Source organism: Rhizobium sp. CFBP 13726 (assembly GCF_014841925.1).
GTDB lineage: Bacteria > Pseudomonadota > Alphaproteobacteria > Rhizobiales > Rhizobiaceae > Neorhizobium > Neorhizobium soli.
In genome coordinates this window covers 210591-230918 of sequence record NZ_JACYUU010000002.1, presented here as the reverse complement: position 1 = coordinate 230918, position 20328 = coordinate 210591, and the positions used below count along the sequence as shown (strand labels likewise).

The following is a 20328-nucleotide window of genomic DNA, read 5'->3' as shown; positions in this document are numbered from 1 at the left end:
AACCGGCCAGTTTATCCATCTGTCTGTCTGTCGATCGTCGTGATCGATCGATGCGGAAATTATTTCCGCATCGTCAGACCTGTGCCCGGTTCCGGATCGCCTCACCACAAGGAGATTTCCATGACCACGACACCATCATCTGCGACACCGTCATCCGCCCCACAGCTTCCAAACACCATGCTCGCCCCATCACCGGCCTGCCTCTATCGACACAGTGTCGATCCCGATGCGATGGCGAGCGTGTTCGAACAGCTGGTCAGCGAGGTTACATCGGCACTGTCGACCGATGCGCTGGCCGGCGCCCTCGATGCAGGGATCGACAGCATGTCGGCGATCCTGCGCGCCATTCCGATCCTTGAGGGAAAGCTGCTCGAGCGCGGCATCAGCCTGATTGCATTGATCAATCCCGATCTGGTCGTTCTGACCGACAATCTGCGTCTTCCCGTGACACCGGCCGCCATGCAGCTCGTCGAGAAGAATGCCGTGCATCTCTATCGCAGCCTGACGCTCGATGCCGATAGCGGCGGGCGCAAATCCTACACGCCGGATCTTTTGATCCTCAATCGTCCGACCAGGATTGCGCATGTGATCGATGTTAAGCGCAGCCTTTCGTCCTACGAGGTGTCGCGGATTGCAGCGCTCAAGAGCCGGATGCTGGCAGCAGCTCTTGTTGTTCCGGACTTGTTGTACAAGGAACACCGGCGTCTGGTGGCAGAAGACGTCAGGGTAGTGATCGTCAATGCCGAAAGCCAGAGGACGGATATCGATGGCGGCATCTGGCCGCTGGGACACCTCGATCATCTGCTCGAGATCAACGGCGCCGGTGCAGCGATGACGCGACTGCGCGAACTGTTCCGCGACAAGATCACCGCGAACTGGACAGAGGCACGACAGCTTCACAGCGGGCCGGATCTCCGTTCGGGCGGGGGCGGGCAGGGGGCTGCCACAGCAGACGAAACCAATGAGCGAACATCATCGGCCGCGCTTGGCCCCGCCAACGATGACGATCCGGCAAAAACTGCCGGGCACGCGACGATGCCGCGTATCGGCTTTGCGAAAGTTCCGGGCTCAGGGTTGCGGTGACCGACGGCTGAGACCGCACCGACCCATACCTTTTCCGTCAGGCTTCAGCCGGGATGCGGGCAGCATCCGGCCAATGGGAGACGTCAACATGACGACACCGACCAACATCATCGAGTTTCCGGGCCAGCGCCGTCGCCAGCCCCAGACCGAAACCGCAAACACATCCGGAGCTGAATACATCGCGGGTCTGACCTCCAATACTGCTGCGATCGAGTTCGCGGTCGGGGCTCTGGTCGAGACCGACGAAGACCGGGCGCTGCATGTGGCCGCCGTGGTCGGCGCTTCGATCCGCTTTGCCCGCCGCCGCGGCATCAGCATGGCCAGTCTGCCCACGCAACTACGGCATTGGCTGGTGCAGGAATGCGACCGTGGCGATGCCTCCGCGATCATGGTGCGCGAATGGCTGACCGGAAATGCCAGGTTTGTAGATCTGCCGGAGCTGAACGGGGAGGGCGCTTGATGGTTGGCAACATCACGCCTCGCGCGGCAGAAACCCTTGAACAACGACTGCTGCGCTTTTTCCTGCGCCGCATCCGCCGCCTGGCCATTCTCGATCTTTATGCCAGCGCCGCGAACGTCGAGCTACTGGATATGCACACGATCGGCGAGTTCGGTGGAGCGAAGACCAACCTTTGGGCCGCCGCAGACCCACGCAATCTTCTGACCGGCGATCCTGAGCGGGACCGCCAGGTTGTGGCCCGCTTGTTGAAATCCTCACAAACGGGTACGCAGGCATATGATGGTGGGACTGACCCGGCAGATCAGATCGTCGGCATCCCCTACGAGCCGGATCCGGCCGACGAGAGGCCGGCACGACGTGCAATCGTCGCCGCTGCTCGTGCTTTCCACCATGAGCCCGTGCGTCCGGTGAGTGGTGGCGCGTCCGACAGTCGACCACTCTTGTCACTGGTGCGTTCATTTCTTCCACCGCCTGACGTCACCAGGGTTACGGTCGCCTTGCTCGTTGCCCGCGCCGTCGGATCAAGTCTTGCGGGAATGGCCGACCTTCGGGACGCTCTGTCGCGACCGGACCCCTTCATCCTGATCAAGGCGCCGGTCGGCGGGTTCGAGCATCGGTTTGGCCAGGCATTGGAGGAGGGCATTATCGTGCCTTTCTGGGCAAAGCTCGCGGACCTGTTTCACCTGATCTCGCTTTCCAACTGCTATGACGAAAAGCGAAGGGCCAAGAAACGCCGAAAGGTCGCGGTCGCGTCGGGCAAGGCGATCGCCAAATCGAAGGAAGCGATGGTGCGTCGGCAGATCAGCAACATTTTGTGCGAAACGCATCTGCCGGTGATGATCGCGGACGAAACCGACACTGCGCTGATGTCCGGTATTGTCGAGACAGCCGATCTTGTTCTGGAATGCGGACCGCTCGATGAAGACTTCCTCGCTTCGCTGTTGTCGATCTGCTGCGGCATCCCGGTTGAAGAAACGCTCCGGCAGTTCCGCCAGACACCGTTCGATCTGTCGCGTCTGCATCTCGACGATCTGACATTGGCAGTCCGGCAAGGACGCTCTGTCGACACCATCCTCACTGCGCTCGAAATCCTGGCCCGCCCGATCGCCAGTGAGGACGAAGCAAATGGCGACAGTGAAACACAACACCGCAAGAGTGCAGGGGGCAAGAGGACGGCCACGGACACACAGGTCTCTGTCGATATGATCCAGCCCGACGTGATCACTGAGGAGCAAGAACCAGCCACGAGCCTTGGTTCGACCGGTTCGTCTGCGGGATTTGTTCGCAAACGACCTGCTCCGGCACTCCGTGTCGAAACGCTGGCCGGTTATGGAGATGCGACATCCTGGGCGTTGGATCTGAAGACAGATCTCGTTGAATGGCGGGCAGGAGAGATCGACTGGAGCGACATGAGCACCAAAATTTTGTTGTCCGGCCCGCCCGGGACCGGAAAGACGACGTTTGCACGGGCATTGTGCAATTCGCTGCGCGTGCCGCTGGTGATCAGTTCGGTGACGTCATGGCTTGAGCCCGGATATCTCGGCGATGTCCTGCAGCGCATGTCGGCGGCATTCAAGACCGCGCGAGCCAACGCCCCGTGTATCCTGCTGGTCGATGAGCTGGATGGCATTGGCAGCCGGGTAGGGGGAGGCGATCGCAATCGCGCCTATGACGATTACTGGACCTCGCTGGTCAACCGCCTGCTGGAGCTGCTCGACGGTGCCTTAAAATCCGAAGGCGTGATCGTCGTTGCGGCGACGAACTTCCCCGAGCGGATCGATCCGGCGCTGTTGCGCTCCGGGCGACTGGAAAAGCACATCGTTATCCCGATGCCCGATGTCGATGCACTGACAGGCATCCTGGCACATCACCTTGGTGGTGATCTCGATCATGTTCTGACCACCGTACCCGTGGCAATCCCGACGAGCCGATCAGGCCAATCCCTATTGCGCCCGCCGGCAGCGAAGAACGCCACTCCCATCAAAGTGCGCCAGCCACCGTCGGAGGGTACGGCAGACCCGGATATTGACAATGCCATCGACCAGAACAGGAGGCCTCTCCATGACTGACATGACCAGATCGACATATGCCGGACTGCGGCCGCTTGCGGTTCGAGCCCTCGGGCAGACCGGAGCCGATATCGAACGACTGGTGCGCGAAGCCCGCCAGTCTGCCAGACGGCAAAGGCGACTGCTGACCTGGCAGGATCTGGATATCGCGCTTCAGGGGAGACGCAAGCGAATGCCTGACGATGTCCTCTGGCGCGTTTGCCTGCATGAAGCGGGACATGCCATCGCCTGGTCTTTGCTGGGCGTCGGTGAGGTGTTGTCCGTCACCGTCGGCGTGGAAAATCTGGGGCAGGTGCTGACGCGCCGCCGAAACGATATGGCCCAGACCGAGACCTGGCTGAGGCAAACGATGGCCTGCCTGCTTGGGGGGAGGGTCAGCGAACGGATGGTGCTTGGCGATGTGGTTGCCGGAGCCGGTGGCGATGACACAAGCGACCTGGCCCAGGCGACGGACTATGCTCTGGCGGCCGAGACGAGGCTCGGATTTTCCAGGATCAATCCGCTTCTTTATCGCAATCCCTCCGGCAGTCTCGATCTTCTCAGCCTCGATCGGGAACTGGCAGCACGGGTCAACGAGCGTCTGATCTCAGCCGAGACACTGGCCTTGGAGTTGTTGACGAGCCACTGCAACGATTTGCTGGAGATTGCCAGTCGGTTACAGGAAAGAGGTGTCATGGAGGGGCGCGAGATCCGGCAGGTGCTTGGACTGGCAGAGCCAGGAATGCTGGAACCATAGTGAGCGCATTGCGGTCCAAAGGCTGCGGAACCTCGATTCCAGATGACGGGACGTCGATTCAAAACTCGGCATTTTTGTTTCGAAAGTCCGGATTTTCGATTCGTGCCTCATGGTCATCGATTCAGAAGTCTGCGATTTCGATTCCGACCTCACCATTTGCGATTCCGACGGCATCCACAAAGGCACGTTCGGGATCGAGCGTTTGACAGAAGCACCGGCTTAGCCACGACGATAGTTGGCAGGGCTGGCAGGAGATACCGCATCATCCCGCATGAACCGCAACGTCATCCGCGTTACCCAAAATCCAGTGCAGGCTGTGTCCAGTCCCCGGCGAACTGCCAGCACTTCGAGACACGTTGTGGGCAAATCGACAGACATCATCTCAATTTACCATCCCGCGATTCCAGACACGGAATTTGCGATTCACCGCTCGAAAATGTCGATTGCAGCGGCGGGTGGTGTCGCGCCACGGGTGCGCGTGTTCCGCCGCGTGTGGCAATCACCACCTCCGGTAACCACCACCTCGGGTATGCCTTGCTTGAGAGATTTTAAAGGAGGTCTCGCTATAGCGGGGAGCGTGCCGTTCCGTTTTGTCAACATTGGCGGAGCGGTATGGTGTGATCCTCAACCAGCCGCCGGAGACCTCAAGGCATGGCCGCCAAATCGAAACGGACGAAGACGGCCGAGCAGCGGACGCGACAGCAGAGCGTGCGCGACAAGGCCAAGGACCTGCGCCGACCGACACGTGACGATGTTGCCCGGATGCTTTTGTGGAAAACGATCTCTGATGCGCACAAGAGCGGAGATGTGGCAGGCCCCGCCTTCCTCGAAGAGATCTCAAGGGATATCGTCACTGGTCTGGAGGCCCAAGGTTTTGACGATCGCGAAAGCTATGACGTCATCGACGGCCTGATCCGCAAATATGCCGATGGCCTGTTTCCGTTTCGGCCCAAACGCCACCTCGAACGCAAGGAACCTGGCGAACCCGGCGACGATCCATCCTGAGTGCCTATAGCGCTCTCTATGCAAACGACGTTCGGTATTTATTGGCGTATTCCCCCCATTACTCCCTATAACGGCGTTTGCGCCGGAATCGATTATTTTGAAGCCCTGACTGTCATTTCGCAGACCTGTCATCAAGACTGACCGCGTCAGATTTCCAGGTCATTTGTCAGACCCGCCGGCGAGTTCACGGCCCGGCCGATATCCCGCAAGCAAGGAAAAGCTTAACCTCTCGACACTACAACCTCCGTGTCGATCAGTTGCGGGCAGCATACGGGGGCGTGTGGACACGATGGGGGCAAGCAATCTGATGGTCTATGTGCCGCCGATATTGTTCAATATCGTCGCGCTGACCTTCCTGTGCCTTTGGCGAGCCCGGGTAATCTCCTCCTGGCATTGGGCAGCCGGGTTTGCGCAGACCGCCCTTGGCTTCGTGCTGTCGACCTTTTCCACCCATCCGATGTTTGACGCGTTCAGTTCCGGCATGGTGTTCATCGGTGCCGCCTATTGCTATGGCAGCGGTCTGCTATCGCATTTCGATGTGCCGAATTGCCGTCTTGCCAGACGCAGTCTGATAGCGGTCTATACGCCGGTGCTGGCCTATCTCGTGTTTGTCGAACAAAGCCTCGTCTGGCAATTGTTTCTCACCGATGCAGCCTTTGCGCTCCTGCTTGGGATCGCCGTTGTTACCGTTGCGTTGCGCGCCTCTCGCTACATCGATATCGGACTGGTGGCGGCAAGCATGATCGTCGTGTTCGATTCCGTTCTCAGAACCGTGTTCTTTACCTTCTTCACGGAATCGAGCAACGATCTCGGGGATTTCGCCAATTCGGCCTATAATCTAGCCGTCCACGTTTCCACGATCACCGTCTGCATGATCTTCCCCTTCACCGCACTTGGTGCAATCGCCTCGGCTGCCATCGACAGCCACCGCAGCGATGCAGAGAAAGATCATCTGACCACCCTCCCCAACCGTCGCGGCTTTGAGAAGGCCATAGAAAGAAAGTTCGGGAGCAACACGCCGTACGGAGTCGCGCTGATCTTCGACATCGATCACTTCAAGCAGGTCAATGACACGTATGGACATGCAACCGGCGACCGGGCGATCGTCATGCTGGCCGATGTTTTGCGGCAAACCGTCGGGACGTCGGGATATAGCGCGAGGGCAGGTGGAGAAGAGTTTATCGCCTACCTGCCCAATGCATCCCTAAAAGCTGCCATGACCATCGGCAATCTCGTCAGAGTATCGTTCGAGCATGGTGACTGGGCAAGTCTCGGAATCGATCGCGCATTTACCGTAAGCTGTGGCCTTGCAGCCGTTCTCGAAGAACCTCAGGGTCTCCACCGCGCCTTCGGTCTGGCTGATCATGCCCTCTATGCTGCAAAGTCATCCGGGCGGAATAAAGTTGTCTCCAGCCAACAGTTTCGAACCCCGACGACGACGCAGCCAAGTACCCCACAGCAGCGTCGTCCGCCAACCCGCCTTGTCGCGGGGCAGTAAGGCTCTTCCGGGAATAGGGTTCGATGATGTATTAGAGTAAAGTTTGAGTAAGAAAGAAAGCTTGGAAAGCTCGCCCAGGAATTTCGAAATCCCAGGGAAAATTTGCAGGGGTCCCGGACCTTCCATTCTCGCCAGCTTCGATTCCGACATGAGCGCCGGAGGCTTTTGCGCTGGCGGGTTCCAGATCCCGACATTCACGTTGTGAATCGATCACGTCTTACCGATTCAAAACTGTCGTTGGACCTGGATTGGGTTATCTCTCAGTCTGACTGCTATGAGCACCCAACAGTTTCAGGTTCACCTCGTCCGCATCGATAACAGTCGCAACATGTGCCGCTTCTACAGAGTGTCGATCGAGCCCACCTTGTTCGGAGACTACGCGGTAGAACGTGGCTGGGGGAGGGTAGGGGGCCGTGGTCGCCTCAGGATCGACCTGTTCGCTGAACAGTCTCAGGCGTTACAGCACTTCCTGGACATGGTGAGGCAAAAGCGCGGCCGAGGATATCAACCGTCGCCTTTGCGAGATGCACGAATCCACTGATCCACTATTGCCCGAAAGCAGCCAAACCGAAATTGTTTCGAACGATCAAAGCTTGTGTCTCGGCGAGCTGCAGTTCGGCTGAATGATGACATTCACGCATTCGGTTTTTCAGACCCGGGCAGCGCTTATGATTGGCTTGACTGCCATGATAGCAGTCGCGTCTCGCCGATGAGCGTTCGACGCATGGGTTAACGTTAGGTTGACTACGTACCACATATCTTGCAACCAATCTCGGATTGGGGCGTACAGTCGCTTATGACCAACGATCATTTGAGATTATGGCTCGCAGCGGCTTTCGAAGCAAAAAGCCATAGGCAAATGTATGCAATCGCTATGGAGATCGGGGAGGCCGGAACTTTGGCTTCTCCGGAGATTCGGAAGGCGGCTCGAAGTCTCGCTCGTTCGCTCCACTGCGTAATCGAACTACCGATTGCGGACGCAAGCGTGTTAGCGAAAGCTGACCGACGGTTCGCTGTGTTGTGCGAGCTTTTGAAGAAAGCTGCTTCTGGTACACCGCCAAGCCTCGCTGCGTAAGCGAGTTCTCGTGAAAGTGCGGATCGGCTGCCACTGATACTTCCAATAGAGTATGGAGTACGCCGCGCTATGAGCCGGAAGGCTTTGGCCTAGCGCTCGATGTCGCCGGTAGCGCAGCCGTCCAATGCGATGAACTCGGATGTCGATGGCTGGTTCCATGCTTTGGACACTCCGACAAATCGCAGCCTGCCGCATGTCGTTGGAGCCGGATACCAAGGCAGCCCACATGCAGCGAGAATCTGGCTAAGCGAACCAGTGCAAGGACCCCTAACGGCTTGATCATTTTGGTGAGACAGGTCGCACTCGCATTGGCGTACCCGAGCCTTGAAGTAGCACGATAGATTCCCCTACAGTCTGATGGCGTGACGAGAGCAATTCAGCTCCGCCTCTGTTGTGACTTCCCTCGTCGATAGTGGGGACTCCGTTCATCAGAGGCGTGAGAACATAGCACGAACAAAACCAACTCACGTCAGGTTTGAAGATGATACACACTACCCAAGCCAACGCGCCTGATGAGATTGAGACCGATCTGGTAGAAGTTATCCTCGCTGCGTACCACGGCCATGCCGTAGCAGCCTTACGTGAAGTTATGGCTGATGCGTCCTTTCTGCACGAGCAACTAAGGACGGCATCGTCGTTCTCAGCTATGGAGCGGCGAGGGGATGACGGCCGAAATTCACCCGAGAGTGAGCGTTCAACGCAGGTGATGGTCCAAATGGAAGATATTAACGACGTCCTTACGCGTAAACCAGAAGGACCAGCCAGTACCGTTGAGCCGGTACGCCGCCCATGGGCTGAATGTCAGATGCTCGTAGGGCTTCATCTAGTCTGGAGCATGCCCGACAATGACACTGATTAATTCACTCCCCGTCATCTTTGCACGAAAACCGGCCGCCAACGGTTTTGAGGCGCGAAAGTACGGAATTCTGTGGCGTAGCGATAGTTTTCATGACCATCCTTGAAATCTTAAATTTCTGGAGATGGCATGCCAAAGTTCATTCTGCATATTCAGGACGGTGTCGAGGCAGAGGTCGAGATTGACGTCGCGAATGCCCACACGGCAGTGAACGATGGTTATAACGCGTTAGCCATTTTTGTGGCTCGTAAGTTTCCACCTGCAGAGAGCATCACCATAACGGTGTCTGACGCCTCGCGGGGACTTATAGCGGTACTAGGGTTCACCTTCTCAGTTCAGTACGCGCCTGGCTTCCTGTCATGAGGAGCAAACAGGCGACACTCCGATTGAGAATGTCGCCTGCTCTGCGGTCGCTTTAGGCGGCGGACCTTACGACCGCTGAGACTTAAGCATCTCTAGCCAGAGACGTTCCCCTTCAGAGCCCATGGTACGATCCCGTACAATCGTGAGTTACTGTCATTTTCGACGAGTGTTGCTATCGTCAGCGAAACATTGAGGTTCATATGACGACTGAGAGACGCCGCGAGATAGTCGAAGCGGTCCGAAACAGAGCCCACGCACTTGGATTGCAATTCGAGGACGATCCCACGTACCTAGACGCTCTCGAAAAGTGGATTGTGGGTTCGATCACAGCAGAAGGTCTTCGAAATCACTACCAGGAGCTCTTGGTAGGCCGCGAGAAAGAGAGGCGATTAGCGTACTTCGTCAAGCACTGTCTCCAGGAAGTCTGATGATGACCAAATTCGGTCTCCGCATGGGGGCGGTGTCGACGGGATAAATTCCCGAGAGCGGCGGACCTCACGTCTCCGAGCCGATCCGGCGCGGATTTGGATCGAGGCTGATCAGGACGGCGAACGCTGGGACACGGGACGTCGAGAAGTCTTATCGTCCTACGGGGTTCATGGCGACGTTCGAAGCGCCAATGGCTGCGGTGCTGGATATCGGGTCGTAGCGCCTGCTTTCCAAGTAATCCGGCGTAACCTGTAGATGGGCAACGACACAGCTCGGCTGCGATTATGACCTGTTATCCATACGGCGTTGCCGTTGGAACAATTTCGCTCGCTGCAAATTCTCAGCTGCGATAAGGAGCGTCGCATGGATATCGTCAGGGCAAAGCCGGAAAAAGACCACCAAGAACTGCGGGAGATCATCCAGCAATACGAGGCCGCTCATGGGTTTGCCGGCGAGGGTGATCCTCAGAATTCATTTTTCCTTTCGTGCCACAGAACAAGGCTTCTCGAGCTGGAAAACGAATTGTCAACTTGCGACTGAGGACAGCGACTGCCGGTTCGGACACTTGAAGGCGCTGACGGTAGACGGTGCGTTGGCCGTCCGTTGGCTATTCGAAATCGATGCCGCGAATGCGTCTGTCGACGCTGGAGGAGGAACACCAGCTGGCTGTTGCTGTCGAGAAGGCGCCAGCCGATAAGTGGCCTGCCGAATTCAGCGATCAGTCTTTGACTTCGTAGATCGTGATTTCGTCCGAAGCTTCCCTTACGCCCTTAAACGATGCATGTCGGAGTTTTCCATCGCCTGTCCACGCGCGGTATTCGATTTCGGCGGCGATGATCGGCTCGACGTAAACGGCCGACTTTGCCTTCACGCGGGTTATCGGTCGCTTCGTAGCGATCGCGTCGAGCTCTTTCCTAAGCCGACGCGCGACCGCATCCGAAAAACCTGTCCCGACGTTTCCGACGTAGAGCAGATCGTCGCCCTTGCGTGCCGCGAGCATCAGGCTGCCGATGGCGCCCGTGGACGAAGTGGAAGGCTCGTAACCGATGACGACGAAGGTGTCGGCCTGAACGCATTTGATCTTGCGCCAGTCGCCACCACGGCCCGGCCTGTAGGGCGCGTCGAGCCTCTTCGCAACGATTCCTTCGAGGCCGAGCTCCGCCGCACTCGAGAACAGGGAGGCTCCGTCGGTTTCGAACATCTCGGAAAGCCGGATCGCGCCCGAGGCGTTGCTCCACAGCGGATCTAGGAGCATGCGACGCTCCTCAAGAGACAGCATCGATATGTCGTGACCGTCGAGATAAAGAAGATCGAATGCATACAGCACTGTGTCCGACGACACCTTCGTGCCCCCTCGACCGCCGAGAGACGCCACGAGCAGGTTGAAGTCGCTTCGCCCCTGTTCGTCTAGGATGACAGCCTCACCGTCCAGTATCATCGTCCCCGGACCGAGCTCCCTGACAGCCTTTGCGATGGTTGGAAATCGGTCGGTCCAGTCGTGTCCGCCGCGCGTCAGAATGCGGACCTTGCCGCCGAGTTCAACATGCACGGCGACACGGTAACCGTCCCACTTCACCTCGTAGCCCCACGCCGGGCCCTCCGGCGGCTTGCTTGTCAAAAGCGCGAGACAAGGCTCGACGCGGGCGGGCATGGGGTCGAGTGGTAGCTGTGGCTGGCTTGGATCGCGTGGCTTCCGTCGGCCCCCGCGTAACGGCGCGTCGGGCTCGATTTTCAGGCTCTGAGGTCTTGGGCGATCCGAGGGTTTCCTTGCCATGATCGCAAGGAGACCACGGAAAGGTTAAAGAACGGCCGGCTCGTACTTCACCTGTCAGGGAACTTCGCGAATCCTTCACAGTTATCGGTGACCACTCAAACCAGGGAGGCTCAGATGGCAACGACAACACGCGGGCGCAATCAAGACAGCACACGGGTCGCCGCAGGGCAGGACCACGAGGTCGCATACGAGGCGAAGAAGGAAGGCGTGTCCAAGGCGAAGGTCAAGGAGACAGTAAAGGAAGCCGGCAACAGCCGTGCCAAGGTCGAGGACAAGCTGAAGAAATGAGAGATGGCGGGCCAAATGTCGTTGATCAGAAGAAGCATCAGGCCCCGTGTGTCTCGCCGATCCATGATGTCCAGAGAGCCGAAGTCTCGTTAATGGTAACCAGGCATAGCGGCCTAAGGGCGGAGGTAGAGATCACAAACCGGGGACTGCTATCGGTCGCGGCGCTGGTTTCTTCGATCCTGCTTTCGACAGCTGTCCTGGTCCATGTCGCCGTGCTCGCTGGCCGTCGGAGGCATTAGTGCCAGCCGTCTATGGTTCTCACGACGGGCAACCGTTAGAGGGGGTAGAAGTCGTCCCCGATGATGTTCATGCCGATATTCCCGGTTATCGTCCTTCCCCGCTTATCCCGTGACGAGGATCTCGTTCGCTATCTCTCCGTCGCGAGGCGAGGGGACTGCGATATCGAAAAGCTCGTAGAGCGTCGCAAGGATCATCCTGACCTGTTTGGAATCGGTTCTGTAGTAGATGGTGTGCCCATCGCGTCGGGTCTGCACCAGCTCCGCGTTTTTCAGTATCGTCAGCTGCTGTGACAGCGCCGATTGTCCCATGCCCAACATGACCGCCAGCTTGCCGACCGACGTCTCGTTTTTGCTGACGATATCGAGTATGAGCATACGCTTCCTGTTGCCCATGGCGGTCAGGAGGCACGCGGCCATGGCGATCTCCGCGTCCGAAAGCTTCGTGGTATGCAATCTGGTCTCTCCTGGCGCACGACAATCTTTCCGGTTGGGGTGTCGGTCTGCCGTTGATGTGGCTGATTAGGTCGTCGTTTTCGACGTCCGCCATATGGAACGTTAGGAGTTGCGATACGACGTCGTGAAACTCGCGACGCCATCCCCCGCTCTCATGTGGCGGGAGGACAGAACCGAGCGGATTTCGTTCCGCAACGAAACTCGGCAACAAAAAAATCCAAGCAGACTGGCATTGAAGTTCCGCGAAGCTGCAGCTCATGCTTCGAGAACCGTGTTGCTAGAAACCGCGGCCCGCGGATCGAAGATGTCGGGAACAGCGGTCCCCGCGGCGCCAGACTGAATGTTAGATGACCGAGACCGTGACCGGTAAGACCGTTGTCCTTGTCGTCGACGACGAACCCTTGATACTAATGACCTTCGCCGACTATTTCGGAGAATGCGGGTTCGAGCCGATAGAGGCCCTCACATGGGACGATGCGCTGTCGCTTCTCTCGTCCCAAAGCGATATCGACATCGTGTTCACCGACGTCAACATGCCCGGCAGGCTCGATGCGTTGGCGCTGTCCTGTCTGGTGTGCAGCCGATGGCCAAAAATTCGCACGGTCGTGACGCCTGCGAGAGTACGACCGGAAGCAGCGGACCTTGCCGACCATGTCGAGTTCATTCCGAAACTTTACGATCTCGAGCGGGTCGTCCAGTTGTTCGGCGCCGATCGCAGACGTGTAGATGATCGGGGTCCCCGTGCGTACCAGGAGGCGTCCGATCGCCAGGTGGAACCTGTACGTTGAAGTGCCGCGAAAACCACCCGCCGGCGCGTCGGGATGGACAAATCTGCAGGAACCTTCGTGGGAGTTCGCTGGACGTTGCGAGAGTGTGGGCGAAACTGGCTCGCCGTCATTCATCCCGGCGAGCCGAGAGGCAGTCTTCCCCCGGAACCTCGGTACCTTATTATGGCTTTCCCGAAGTCCGGCATGAGTGGTCTCGCGGCTTGGTGCGTCTTTACTGGTCCGTGAGGAAGCGGGGCTGCACTGTGCTGCTGCCCCTCTTCCTCGTAGAGTTCGTATCAGCCTTCGGCGTTCTGATTGACGACAGATGTCGCGATCGAAGTCAGAGTCAAGTCGGTCGCCTGCTCTTCGTCCAGCGTTGTCTGAAGAAGGCTGGCCGCATCACTTAAGCCGAGCTCCAGCGCCCAAGTCCGCAATGTCCCATAGCGCGACATTTCGTAATGCTCTACAGCCTGCGCCGCAGCCAGGAGCCCTGCGTCCAGCGCGGGGGAACCCGCATATTCCTTCATGATCTCGTCGCCTTCGTCGGTGATGCCGAGGATAGCGGCGCATGTCTTCGGCTCAGGATCCTTGCCAATGATCTTGAATACCTGTTCCAGCCGCTCGATGTGAACCTTAGTTTCGGCGAGGTGCTGGGTGAAAGCATCTTTGAGGCTTCCATTCTTGGCAGCTTCGTTCATCAACGGTAGGGTATCGACGATCTTCTTTTCGGCGAAGTACACGTCTTTGAGCGTGTCATGAAAAAGGTCTGCGAGATTTTTGGTGTCGGCCATGGTTCTGTTCCGTTCTCGATAGGGGAAAGAAAGCCGCCGGGAATTCCGGCGGCCGCTTTGGCTCACCCGTCACTTGGTGGCGGGAATGCCGAACGAGACGACTGACATTCCCCGGCGATCATAATTATGATTTCGTCTAGGTCTGTCATGGTTGCCGCCTCGTGGCCGCAGGAGAAACCCATCGGAATTCGATATGTTCCGCGTCTGCTAGCCAAGTCGTTCACGGCGGGAGCGACTAGAGAGCGTTGGAGCAATCGCTAGCTCGCCGGCATGGAAAATCGTACTCAATCGCTGCTAGGAGGCATTAGACGGTGTGCCGGTCCGCACAGCAACTGGAGCCCGTGCGGCGGTCGAAAGGCTAAGTCGTCGATTGCCGGTCGTCCCGCATCGGGCTTGTGGCGATCGACGTTTATTGTAGATTGCAGGTCTTGAGTGGAAGGGCGATGTCGGGAGGACGTAGCCTGGGAGGTTCGAATGAATAGGTCCGTGCGTAGTCTTTCGGACAACGACAAGCTCGTGCTTCAATCCCTGCTTGGGCGATTCGCGCTTAGATACCATCTGGCGGGACCGGAGAAAGAAGCCCTTATCGAAGCGACATTTCTGGCTCTGGCGACCAGACCGGAAGTAATCTTCGAGAAGTCGGTAGAGCAGGCGGTCGTGGAAGCGATGGATGCAGTGTTCGCATCGAGACGTCTGTTGGCGAAATAAGTGCTGGTCCGCCATGGAAGCTTCTTCGCGCAGACAGTCATATGCGGCAGCTAACTCGACGAGTACAATAGGGGTGCATTGGCGCGGGAGCGCTTACTGCCCTCGGGCCGGCTTCGACTTCGCAGGGACTATGCCGAGCTCCCGGTTCAGCTTCTTCTGCGCGAGCTTTCGGGCACGACGAATACCTTCGGCCTTCTCTCGCGCACGTTTTTCGCATGGCTTCTCGTAGTGCTCGCGACGTCGCATCTCCCGCAGCACGACTTCCTGCTGTAGCTTCTTCTTCAGAACGCGCAGCGCCTGATCCACGTTGTTGTCTCTGACCTGTATCAGCATGGTTGCTCCCGAAGCGCTGCTCTGTCGACCGATCTCTATAGCCACATACCTGAAGGGGATTCAATCTTGACGTGATCCTTGTCCAGCATCGTGCGCGCCGCCGCTCCTCTGATCTCCGTGTAATGGCTGTTCGAGTGTCGGTAAGGTGGAGCTCTTGGTGATCTTCGTCTCCTCTACTGTCAGCCTTGCTGATCTCGGCCACCACACTACCTCCAGTCGGGAATAGGGAGGTAGAAATGAAGGTTCAGAAATTCAGTCTGTCCGACGCCAAACTGGAGCGATCACCTGGACAGGATGCCGATATCTTTGCCGGAAACCTAATCGACGAGAAGGATGGTGGCCCCGTTAGACATGCCTTGAGGAGTTGATCGATTAGCACATCGCCACGCTCCCCGCGATGGCAGACGCCGCTCAGTCTGACGACGCTCTGATGAGGCAAGAAGCGGAAAGCCGACACGCAATCCTCCATTACAAGCCGCAGGGTGAGCGCAAGGTCAATGAGAAGCTGACCTATATCGCAGCTTACATTCTGAAAACCGGCAATGTTTTGACGTCCAAGGAAATGGATTTGCTCCTCGGAGCTCCACGCCGGATGTGAAAAGCCCGCTCGTCGTGGCTGACTTTAGTCGATCGAGTCCAACACTTCGTGCTCGTGACAGCGGCCTCCAAAGCCCGAATTGAATAGAAGCAGCAGATTTTCCCGGTTCATGGGCGAGGACAAGCTTCTCGATGTGGACGGGTGTCTACTCAGTTTCGCCATGACGCACGCTGTCTTCCCGTAGCTGTAGGGCGTCCTCCTTCGCAGCTTCATATGTGTCGAAGATATCAAAGCCCGCGTCGTCATCTTTCCAGCGTCTTTCGCCTTAGTCCCATTGGCATGGAGAATATGTGTAGAAAAATCTGCGATACATCTCCAGACATGACTACCTCGCGCGTTTGACGGTCACCAGCCGAGATCGGTTTCAGTAAAGTCGTTGCCCTTGTAAGCGATCTTCGTGCGGTAGGCTCTGGCGCAGGCATAGGTGAAACAATCACCCATATTGAGTTTCGCCGGGTGATTGACGATCTTCCCGAACTGCTGTGCGGCGTCCAGCGCCTTGGTCCCCACATCTCCCGAGATCATGGCCTCCTTGGCTTCAAGGTCCGCGAAGAATTGATCGACCATCCTTCGCGCCTTAGCGAGCATGTCAGGCGTAGCGGGACGGTCGCGGCCTGTCGCCTCGGCCATACGCCGCGTCAGCGAAAGCGAGGCTTCCATGCGAACCACCGGCGACACGTAAAAGGGGCCGTCATGCTGTTCAAGCCTGTGCATCAGCTCGCCGGCGTCGTCTTCGCCGGCTAGGATTGCGACGGCCACGGAAGCGTCAACGAATAGCATCAGTCTTCGCCCCACATTTCGTCAGTTTCTCGTTTGTGATCCCCCGGCGCAAAGGGACCGGCGTCCCTCGCCATCGCGAGGGACTTAGCCAGGCGCTCACGCATGGGCAAGCTGCCCTTGCGGCTGGCGATCTCGCGCCTAAGCGCCGTCTTCACGGCATCAACCTTGGATGTCTTGGTCAAGCGGATCAGCTCTTCGGTAAGCGTATCTACTTCAGGATCTTTGATGTAGAGCGGCATGATACATATCCTTTCGTGGATATTATAATATCCCGAATAGCATATGCTCGCAATGGTCTCCAGATCTTTGCGAAGGAATGATCGCCCTTTTGCCTCAGACGAAGCGGCGGCGTTCAAGCCGTGCGGGTGGTGGTACCACGGATGGGCGTGGGTGAGGGAGCAGACGGGTCTTGCCCTGGTCATCCACGAACTTGCGACCACTCGCTGAAGTACGGTCTTTTTCAGCTGTGAGGGGGACGCTGGACATCTCCGTCTCGATCGAAGAGACGACTTGATCCATGCATGGGCAGAGCAGGGCGGTCCGGACGTTGTCACATCGCAGGGCGCGGGCGGCAAGGCAGCAGGATGCTGGAGCGCACCGTGGTCTGTTCTAGTCTCTGTAAGTCAAAGAAAAGCCGTCGGGAAATTCCGGTAGCCGAGTTGGCACACATGCCAGCAGGACGCGCTCACGCCGCCGAGCCGACGGACATGCCCTCTGACGACCGGATTTCGAATTCATCTTGGTCCCGGTCAGCAATGGTCGTCGTCTCGTGATCAGGGCAGAAACCCAGCGGCTTCACATGTGTTCCGCGGCGTCTAGCTTATCATCAGACAGCAGGAGAGAGGTCGACGACGTTGAAGCCATCGCTTGTGGTTCTCACCAATCGGATTTCAACGGTAGGTGAGACGCGCGACGGGCGAATGCAGTGACTCGGTAGTCACGTGAACCGTCTAGCAGCCCAGGCCGCGAAGTGGCTATCCCGCGGAACTATCAAGCAATAAATTTGTTGCTGTTTCTACGCCAATTAACGCGTCCGAAAAACGGGAGAAATGATGTGAGTGAAGCTGAGAAACACCCGGAGCAAGATCCCGCTGAGGGCTCACGTGAGACAATCGAGCGTGATCTGAAACGACAGGACGACAAACAGCAATGCCCCAAAGAGAACGATGGTGACGAGGCGTCCAACACGTCTACTCCGAAGCGGTAGGTGCCACGAGCGTTTCCGTGTGGGATAGCGTATCGAGAACTGACTTCGTTTCACGCGGTATGTCTATCCTCAGCGATTCGACTTCAGCAGTTGGAGGATTTGGGGATGGTGCCAGAACGATCGCAGGATAGCGAACTGCTGGAGATCATTGATCATAAGCTAGTTGCGCTTATTCATGAACTAGCAGACGCCAATTGGAGCGTTGATGAGGTCGTCCTGGCCATCGGGTCTATCCTAGAGACCAAATGGCTGCCTCAGGCGAGAGCCTTAGAAGCTCCCCGAAGCAGCGGCTCGGAGAACTTTGTTTCGGACGGCAATGAAGGCTAACGTCTTCAAGGAGAGACCATGGCAGCAACATTCCAGATAATTCCCCTCAGTTCGACCGACCCTGATGGCATTGATACTCAAAATGAGCCGAAGCTGCTATTTACCGACGCATTACAGACTGCTCGGGATTTAAAATCGCAAGGCAAGGCATTTCGTGTGTTCTTCGATGGAGATACTCTAGAAGATCAACGCCGGGCCTTTCGCGAACTCGGTGCATTGGAGTGACGCATGTATCGATGTCGTCGCCATTGTGTTGCGGGTTCAGTCCTATCACCTACCCCACTACGGTTCTGCTGCCCGGTTGCGCTTCGGGTCTAGGAAGCTTGGAAGTTCGGGCATGTCGATCCGCGAGGCAAAGTCACCGTAGGCTTAGAAGCTGTACCACTGCCTCTATGCCAGCTCTGCATCGCGCACAGATCGTCACCTGTGAAGAGGCGTGAGCGCCTCCGATGAAACTGGCAATATCCGCGCAAAAAGTACATCGCTCTCGCTGACGAACACCTTACCGCCGATATCTTCCCCGCGAGATATCGCGGCAGCAGCCAGACCAGTGAGAAAGTTGGCGTTAAGCGTCAGACGACGCAACGACATCTCTGGCGGGTTGGCAATCGCTCTGATCGCTTCGCATGTCACGATCACCGACCAGACCTGCGAGCCGTCGGTCACCGCGATCTGTCCGTTTTCGTGGTAGAGAAACGGTGCTGGTTCGCACAGGGTGATTTCGGGATGGTCGACCATATCAGATTGCCTTCCTGCTTTTAAGGTCGTGCGCGACAGATTTGCGCAACGCGTCCATGATATTGACCACGTTCGATGCGGGAGCAGGCGCTTCCTTTGTCTTCGAGGCCTTCCGTGTGGGCTTCAGGGTTCTCTTCTTCTCCTCGATCAGCTTCAGCAGGCTCTCCTGGATAGGATCGCTCACCATCTCAGGCGACCATCTCGCAGACTTCTGTTTGATCAGTTTTTGCACGAGAGGGATCAGGCCGGGTTCTGCTTCGTCGTCTATGTCTTCGAAATACACCTCTTCCGGCCGTACCTCGTCCCCAAAGCGAAGAGACCAGAGGACAATGCCGTTGTCGCGTGGCTCCAGCACGACCGCCCGTTCGCGACGGCCGATAACCAGCTTGGATACACCGACGACATTGTCGGCCTTCATCGCATCACGGATGACGGCGAAAGCCTCGTGGCCGACGGCATCGTCAGGCATCAAGTAGTGCGGTTTTTCGAGGTAGATCCACTCTATGCTTTGCGACGGTACGAACTTCTGGATGTCGATTGTCTTCACCGTGTCGAGCTGGACGGCGTCGAGGTCATCGTCGCTCAGGATAACGTAGTCGTTCTCACCACGGGCATACCCCTTCGCTTCGTTCTGGTCCTTAACGGGTTTCCCGGTGACAGAGTCGATGTACTGCGAGACGACACGGTTGCCCGTCTCGCGGTTCAGCGTATGAAACCGCACCTTCTCGCTCTCGCTTGTCGCCGGGGTCATGGAGACCGGGCAGGTGACGAGAGAAAGCTTGAGGTAGCCTTTCCAGTAAGGACGGATCGCCATCGTCAAACTCCTAGCTTGCCTTGCGTTGTGGGGCGGCCTTCGAAGCGGCGGACTTCCCGACCGCCCCACGCGCCGCACGTTTCCGACCAGCGTCAGCATTGGCATTGGCAGCCGTGCGATCCGGTTTGGATTCGGCAGCCTTCAGCAGCCCTGCGCTCTCTCGTAGGGCGGCGAGCAGGTCGCTCGGCTGCGAGACCTCTATCTTCTTGCGCTTGGGAAGCGCCTTGCCTTCGACCTTGGCCTTCACCAGTTCAGCGAGTGCTGCCTCATATCGGTCGTCGAAGGTTGCCGGATCGAATGTCCCCTTCTTCGTGCTGATGATGTGCTTGGCGAGATCGAGCATCTCGCCTTCGATCTCCAGCTTCGGCATGTCCTCGAACGCCTTCGCGCTGGACCGAACTTCGTAGTCGTAAGTCAGCGTCGTGGCGATCAGGCCCTTGCCGTGGGGACGGATGAGAACCGTGCGCATTCTCCGGAAGAGGACAGTCCTCGCGATGGCTGCGACCTTCGACCTCCTCATGCCGTCGCGCAGTGCAGCAAACGCGTCGGAGCCCATGCGATCGGGGGTGAGGTAGTAGGGCTTGTCGAAGTAGACGTCGTCGACGTCGGAGCAGGGGATAAACGCCTCGATTTCGAGCGTCTTGTCGCTCTCCGGGATCGTGGCGGCCACCTCGTCTGGGTCGATGACGAGATACTGGCCGTTCTCGATCTCAAAGCCCTTCGTCTGGGCTTCCTTAGGCACCAACTTTTCGGTCTCGCTGTCGATGAAGACGCGGTTGACCCGGTTGCCTGTCGCCGAATTTATTGTGTTGAAGGTGATGCGGTCGGAGGTGGAGGCGGCCGTATAAAGCGCTACACCCGCTGTGACCTCTCCGAACTTAAGGAAGCCTTTCCACTGCGCTCGATGACCTGCCATACGCTTTACTCCGAATCACCT

Annotated in this window: 23 protein-coding genes and 1 pseudogene; 15 read left to right on the top strand and 9 right to left on the bottom strand. The window is 57.7% G+C overall.

Annotated elements, in window-relative coordinates; all coding sequences use genetic code 11:
- Window positions 1-120: 120 nt before the first annotated feature.
- The 9 genes from IFT66_RS08110 (at window position 121) to IFT66_RS08070 (ending at window position 10114) form a co-directional block, all read left to right on the top strand.
- Window positions 121-1083, top strand: coding sequence for a hypothetical protein (locus tag IFT66_RS08110; protein WP_192077282.1), 963 nt, complete (start codon window positions 121-123; stop codon window positions 1081-1083).
- Window positions 1084-1171: 88 nt separating this feature from the next.
- On the top strand, window positions 1172-1543 hold the full coding sequence (locus IFT66_RS08105) for a hypothetical protein (RefSeq protein WP_113489997.1): 372 nt from the start codon (window positions 1172-1174) through the stop codon (window positions 1541-1543).
- Window positions 1543-3612 (top strand): ATP-binding protein, encoded by a 2070-nt coding sequence (locus IFT66_RS08100; protein ID WP_192077281.1) that lies wholly within the window; start codon window positions 1543-1545, stop codon window positions 3610-3612. The genes IFT66_RS08105 and IFT66_RS08100 overlap by 1 nt, the downstream gene beginning before the upstream one ends.
- Window positions 3605-4348, top strand: a complete 744-nt coding sequence (locus IFT66_RS08095) for a hypothetical protein (RefSeq protein ID WP_192077280.1) — start codon at window positions 3605-3607, stop codon at window positions 4346-4348. Before IFT66_RS08100 ends, IFT66_RS08095 begins: the two co-directional genes overlap by 8 nt.
- 651 nt (window positions 4349-4999) lie before the next feature.
- Window positions 5000-5353: a hypothetical protein gene (locus tag IFT66_RS08090; RefSeq protein ID WP_092664961.1), complete on the top strand. Its 354-nt coding sequence runs from the start codon at window positions 5000-5002 to the stop codon at window positions 5351-5353.
- 289 nt (window positions 5354-5642) lie between these two features.
- Window positions 5643-6851: a GGDEF domain-containing protein gene (locus IFT66_RS08085; protein WP_092664963.1), complete on the top strand. Its 1209-nt coding sequence runs from the start codon at window positions 5643-5645 to the stop codon at window positions 6849-6851.
- 274 nt (window positions 6852-7125) lie between these two features.
- Window positions 7126-7392, top strand: coding sequence for a WGR domain-containing protein (locus IFT66_RS08080; protein ID WP_092664966.1), 267 nt, complete (start codon window positions 7126-7128; stop codon window positions 7390-7392).
- A gap of 1519 nt (window positions 7393-8911) precedes the next feature.
- On the top strand, window positions 8912-9145 hold the full coding sequence (locus IFT66_RS08075) for a hypothetical protein (RefSeq protein WP_113112088.1): 234 nt from the start codon (window positions 8912-8914) through the stop codon (window positions 9143-9145).
- 792 nt (window positions 9146-9937) lie between these two features.
- Window positions 9938-10114, top strand: coding sequence for a hypothetical protein (locus IFT66_RS08070; RefSeq protein ID WP_162728438.1), 177 nt, complete (start codon window positions 9938-9940; stop codon window positions 10112-10114).
- A 178-nt stretch (window positions 10115-10292) separates the two neighbouring features.
- Here the strand turns inward: IFT66_RS08070 and ligD are convergent, their stop codons facing one another.
- On the bottom strand, window positions 10293-11348 hold the full coding sequence (ligD, locus tag IFT66_RS08065) for a non-homologous end-joining DNA ligase (protein ID WP_192077279.1): 1056 nt from the start codon (window positions 11346-11348) through the stop codon (window positions 10293-10295).
- Between the two features lie 114 nt (window positions 11349-11462).
- Here ligD and IFT66_RS08060 point away from each other — a divergent pair, with 114 nt between their 5' ends.
- Window positions 11463-11636, top strand: coding sequence for a DUF3606 domain-containing protein (locus IFT66_RS08060; RefSeq protein ID WP_092664982.1), 174 nt, complete (start codon window positions 11463-11465; stop codon window positions 11634-11636).
- Window positions 11637-11977: 341 nt separating this feature from the next.
- Here IFT66_RS08060 and IFT66_RS08055 read toward each other — a convergent pair whose 3' ends face one another.
- Window positions 11978-12328: an ArsR/SmtB family transcription factor gene (locus tag IFT66_RS08055; RefSeq protein WP_162728439.1), complete on the bottom strand. Its 351-nt coding sequence runs from the start codon at window positions 12326-12328 to the stop codon at window positions 11978-11980.
- Window positions 12329-12675: 347 nt separating this feature from the next.
- On the opposite strand from IFT66_RS08055, the gene IFT66_RS08050 reads away from it, so the two are divergent.
- Window positions 12676-13116 carry a response regulator gene (locus tag IFT66_RS08050; RefSeq protein ID WP_192077278.1) on the top strand — a complete coding sequence of 147 codons (441 nt, stop codon included), beginning with the start codon at window positions 12676-12678 and terminating at the stop codon, window positions 13114-13116.
- Window positions 13117-13391: 275 nt separating this feature from the next.
- Here IFT66_RS08050 and IFT66_RS08045 read toward each other — a convergent pair whose 3' ends face one another.
- Window positions 13392-13886 carry a YciE/YciF ferroxidase family protein gene (locus IFT66_RS08045; protein ID WP_192077277.1) on the bottom strand — a complete coding sequence of 165 codons (495 nt, stop codon included), beginning with the start codon at window positions 13884-13886 and terminating at the stop codon, window positions 13392-13394.
- A gap of 474 nt (window positions 13887-14360) precedes the next feature.
- On the opposite strand from IFT66_RS08045, the gene IFT66_RS08040 reads away from it, so the two are divergent.
- Complete coding sequence (locus tag IFT66_RS08040) at window positions 14361-14594, top strand: hypothetical protein (RefSeq protein ID WP_092664994.1); 234 nt, start codon at window positions 14361-14363, stop codon at window positions 14592-14594.
- A gap of 93 nt (window positions 14595-14687) precedes the next feature.
- On the opposite strand, the gene rpsU is transcribed toward IFT66_RS08040, so the two are convergent.
- On the bottom strand, window positions 14688-14927 hold the full coding sequence (gene rpsU / locus IFT66_RS08035) for a 30S ribosomal protein S21 (RefSeq protein WP_113112093.1): 240 nt from the start codon (window positions 14925-14927) through the stop codon (window positions 14688-14690).
- 236 nt (window positions 14928-15163) lie between these two features.
- On the opposite strand from rpsU, the pseudogene IFT66_RS23480 reads away from it, so the two are divergent.
- Both IFT66_RS23480 and IFT66_RS08030 read left to right on the top strand, forming a co-directional pair.
- A pseudogene (locus IFT66_RS23480) lies at window positions 15164-15274 on the top strand (ethanolamine utilization protein); the annotation flags it as partial.
- A gap of 83 nt (window positions 15275-15357) precedes the next feature.
- Window positions 15358-15525, top strand: coding sequence for a hypothetical protein (locus tag IFT66_RS08030; RefSeq protein WP_192077276.1), 168 nt, complete (start codon window positions 15358-15360; stop codon window positions 15523-15525).
- 345 nt (window positions 15526-15870) lie between these two features.
- On the opposite strand, the gene IFT66_RS08025 is transcribed toward IFT66_RS08030, so the two are convergent.
- On the bottom strand, window positions 15871-16305 hold the full coding sequence (locus IFT66_RS08025; protein ID WP_113112094.1) for a type II toxin-antitoxin system VapC family toxin: 435 nt from the start codon (window positions 16303-16305) through the stop codon (window positions 15871-15873).
- Entirely contained in the window at window positions 16305-16544 is a 240-nt protein-coding gene (locus IFT66_RS08020; protein WP_012653071.1) for a type II toxin-antitoxin system VapB family antitoxin, read from the bottom strand. Before IFT66_RS08020 ends, IFT66_RS08025 begins: the two co-directional genes overlap by 1 nt.
- Window positions 16545-17857: 1313 nt before the next feature.
- Between IFT66_RS08020 and IFT66_RS08015 the strand changes: the two genes are divergently transcribed.
- A complete protein-coding gene (locus IFT66_RS08015; RefSeq protein ID WP_092665011.1) occupies window positions 17858-18064 on the top strand; it encodes a hypothetical protein in 207 nt (68 codons plus the stop codon).
- 195 nt (window positions 18065-18259) lie between these two features.
- On the opposite strand, the gene IFT66_RS08010 is transcribed toward IFT66_RS08015, so the two are convergent.
- Genes IFT66_RS08010 through ku (IFT66_RS08000) form a run of 3 tightly spaced genes read right to left on the bottom strand, consistent with a single transcriptional unit; the run spans window position 18260 to window position 20307 of the window.
- A complete protein-coding gene (locus IFT66_RS08010; protein ID WP_113112096.1) occupies window positions 18260-18577 on the bottom strand; it encodes a hypothetical protein in 318 nt (105 codons plus the stop codon).
- Between the two features lies 1 nt (window position 18578).
- Entirely contained in the window at window positions 18579-19391 is an 813-nt protein-coding gene (ku, locus tag IFT66_RS08005) for a non-homologous end joining protein Ku (protein ID WP_192077275.1), read from the bottom strand.
- Between the two features lie 10 nt (window positions 19392-19401).
- The gene (ku, locus tag IFT66_RS08000; RefSeq protein WP_192077274.1) at window positions 19402-20307 is read right to left on the bottom strand and encodes a non-homologous end joining protein Ku; all 906 of its coding nucleotides are present in this window, start codon (window positions 20305-20307) and stop codon (window positions 19402-19404) included.
- Between the last annotated feature and the right edge of the window lie 21 nt (window positions 20308-20328).

Excerpts from the sequence above, each read along its gene's own strand:
- IFT66_RS08110 (WP_192077282.1), top strand. The coding sequence starts at position 121 with ATGACCACGACACCATCATCTGCGACACCGTCATCCGCCCCACAGCTT.
- IFT66_RS08105 (WP_113489997.1), top strand. The coding sequence starts at position 1,172 with ATGACGACACCGACCAACATCATCGAGTTTCCGGGCCAGCGCCGTCGC.
- IFT66_RS08100 (WP_192077281.1), top strand. The coding sequence starts at position 1,543 with ATGGTTGGCAACATCACGCCTCGCGCGGCAGAAACCCTTGAACAACGA.
- IFT66_RS08095 (WP_192077280.1), top strand. The coding sequence starts at position 3,605 with ATGACTGACATGACCAGATCGACATATGCCGGACTGCGGCCGCTTGCG.
- IFT66_RS08090 (WP_092664961.1), top strand. The coding sequence starts at position 5,000 with ATGGCCGCCAAATCGAAACGGACGAAGACGGCCGAGCAGCGGACGCGA.
- IFT66_RS08085 (WP_092664963.1), top strand. The coding sequence starts at position 5,643 with ATGGGGGCAAGCAATCTGATGGTCTATGTGCCGCCGATATTGTTCAAT.
- IFT66_RS08080 (WP_092664966.1), top strand. The coding sequence starts at position 7,126 with ATGAGCACCCAACAGTTTCAGGTTCACCTCGTCCGCATCGATAACAGT.
- IFT66_RS08075 (WP_113112088.1), top strand. The coding sequence starts at position 8,912 with ATGCCAAAGTTCATTCTGCATATTCAGGACGGTGTCGAGGCAGAGGTC.
- IFT66_RS08070 (WP_162728438.1), top strand. The coding sequence starts at position 9,938 with ATGGATATCGTCAGGGCAAAGCCGGAAAAAGACCACCAAGAACTGCGG.
- ligD (WP_192077279.1), bottom strand. The coding sequence starts at position 11,348 with ATGGCAAGGAAACCCTCGGATCGCCCAAGACCTCAGAGCCTGAAAATC.
- IFT66_RS08060 (WP_092664982.1), top strand. The coding sequence starts at position 11,463 with ATGGCAACGACAACACGCGGGCGCAATCAAGACAGCACACGGGTCGCC.
- IFT66_RS08050 (WP_192077278.1), top strand. The coding sequence starts at position 12,676 with ATGACCGAGACCGTGACCGGTAAGACCGTTGTCCTTGTCGTCGACGAC.
- IFT66_RS08045 (WP_192077277.1), bottom strand. The coding sequence starts at position 13,886 with ATGGCCGACACCAAAAATCTCGCAGACCTTTTTCATGACACGCTCAAA.
- IFT66_RS08040 (WP_092664994.1), top strand. The coding sequence starts at position 14,361 with ATGAATAGGTCCGTGCGTAGTCTTTCGGACAACGACAAGCTCGTGCTT.
- rpsU (WP_113112093.1), bottom strand. The coding sequence starts at position 14,927 with ATGCTGATACAGGTCAGAGACAACAACGTGGATCAGGCGCTGCGCGTT.
- IFT66_RS08030 (WP_192077276.1), top strand. The coding sequence starts at position 15,358 with ATGAGGCAAGAAGCGGAAAGCCGACACGCAATCCTCCATTACAAGCCG.
- IFT66_RS08025 (WP_113112094.1), bottom strand. The coding sequence starts at position 16,305 with ATGCTATTCGTTGACGCTTCCGTGGCCGTCGCAATCCTAGCCGGCGAA.
- IFT66_RS08020 (WP_012653071.1), bottom strand. The coding sequence starts at position 16,544 with ATGCCGCTCTACATCAAAGATCCTGAAGTAGATACGCTTACCGAAGAG.
- IFT66_RS08015 (WP_092665011.1), top strand. The coding sequence starts at position 17,858 with ATGGCAGCAACATTCCAGATAATTCCCCTCAGTTCGACCGACCCTGAT.
- IFT66_RS08010 (WP_113112096.1), bottom strand. The coding sequence starts at position 18,577 with ATGGTCGACCATCCCGAAATCACCCTGTGCGAACCAGCACCGTTTCTC.
- ku (WP_192077275.1), bottom strand. The coding sequence starts at position 19,391 with ATGGCGATCCGTCCTTACTGGAAAGGCTACCTCAAGCTTTCTCTCGTC.
- ku (WP_192077274.1), bottom strand. The coding sequence starts at position 20,307 with ATGGCAGGTCATCGAGCGCAGTGGAAAGGCTTCCTTAAGTTCGGAGAG.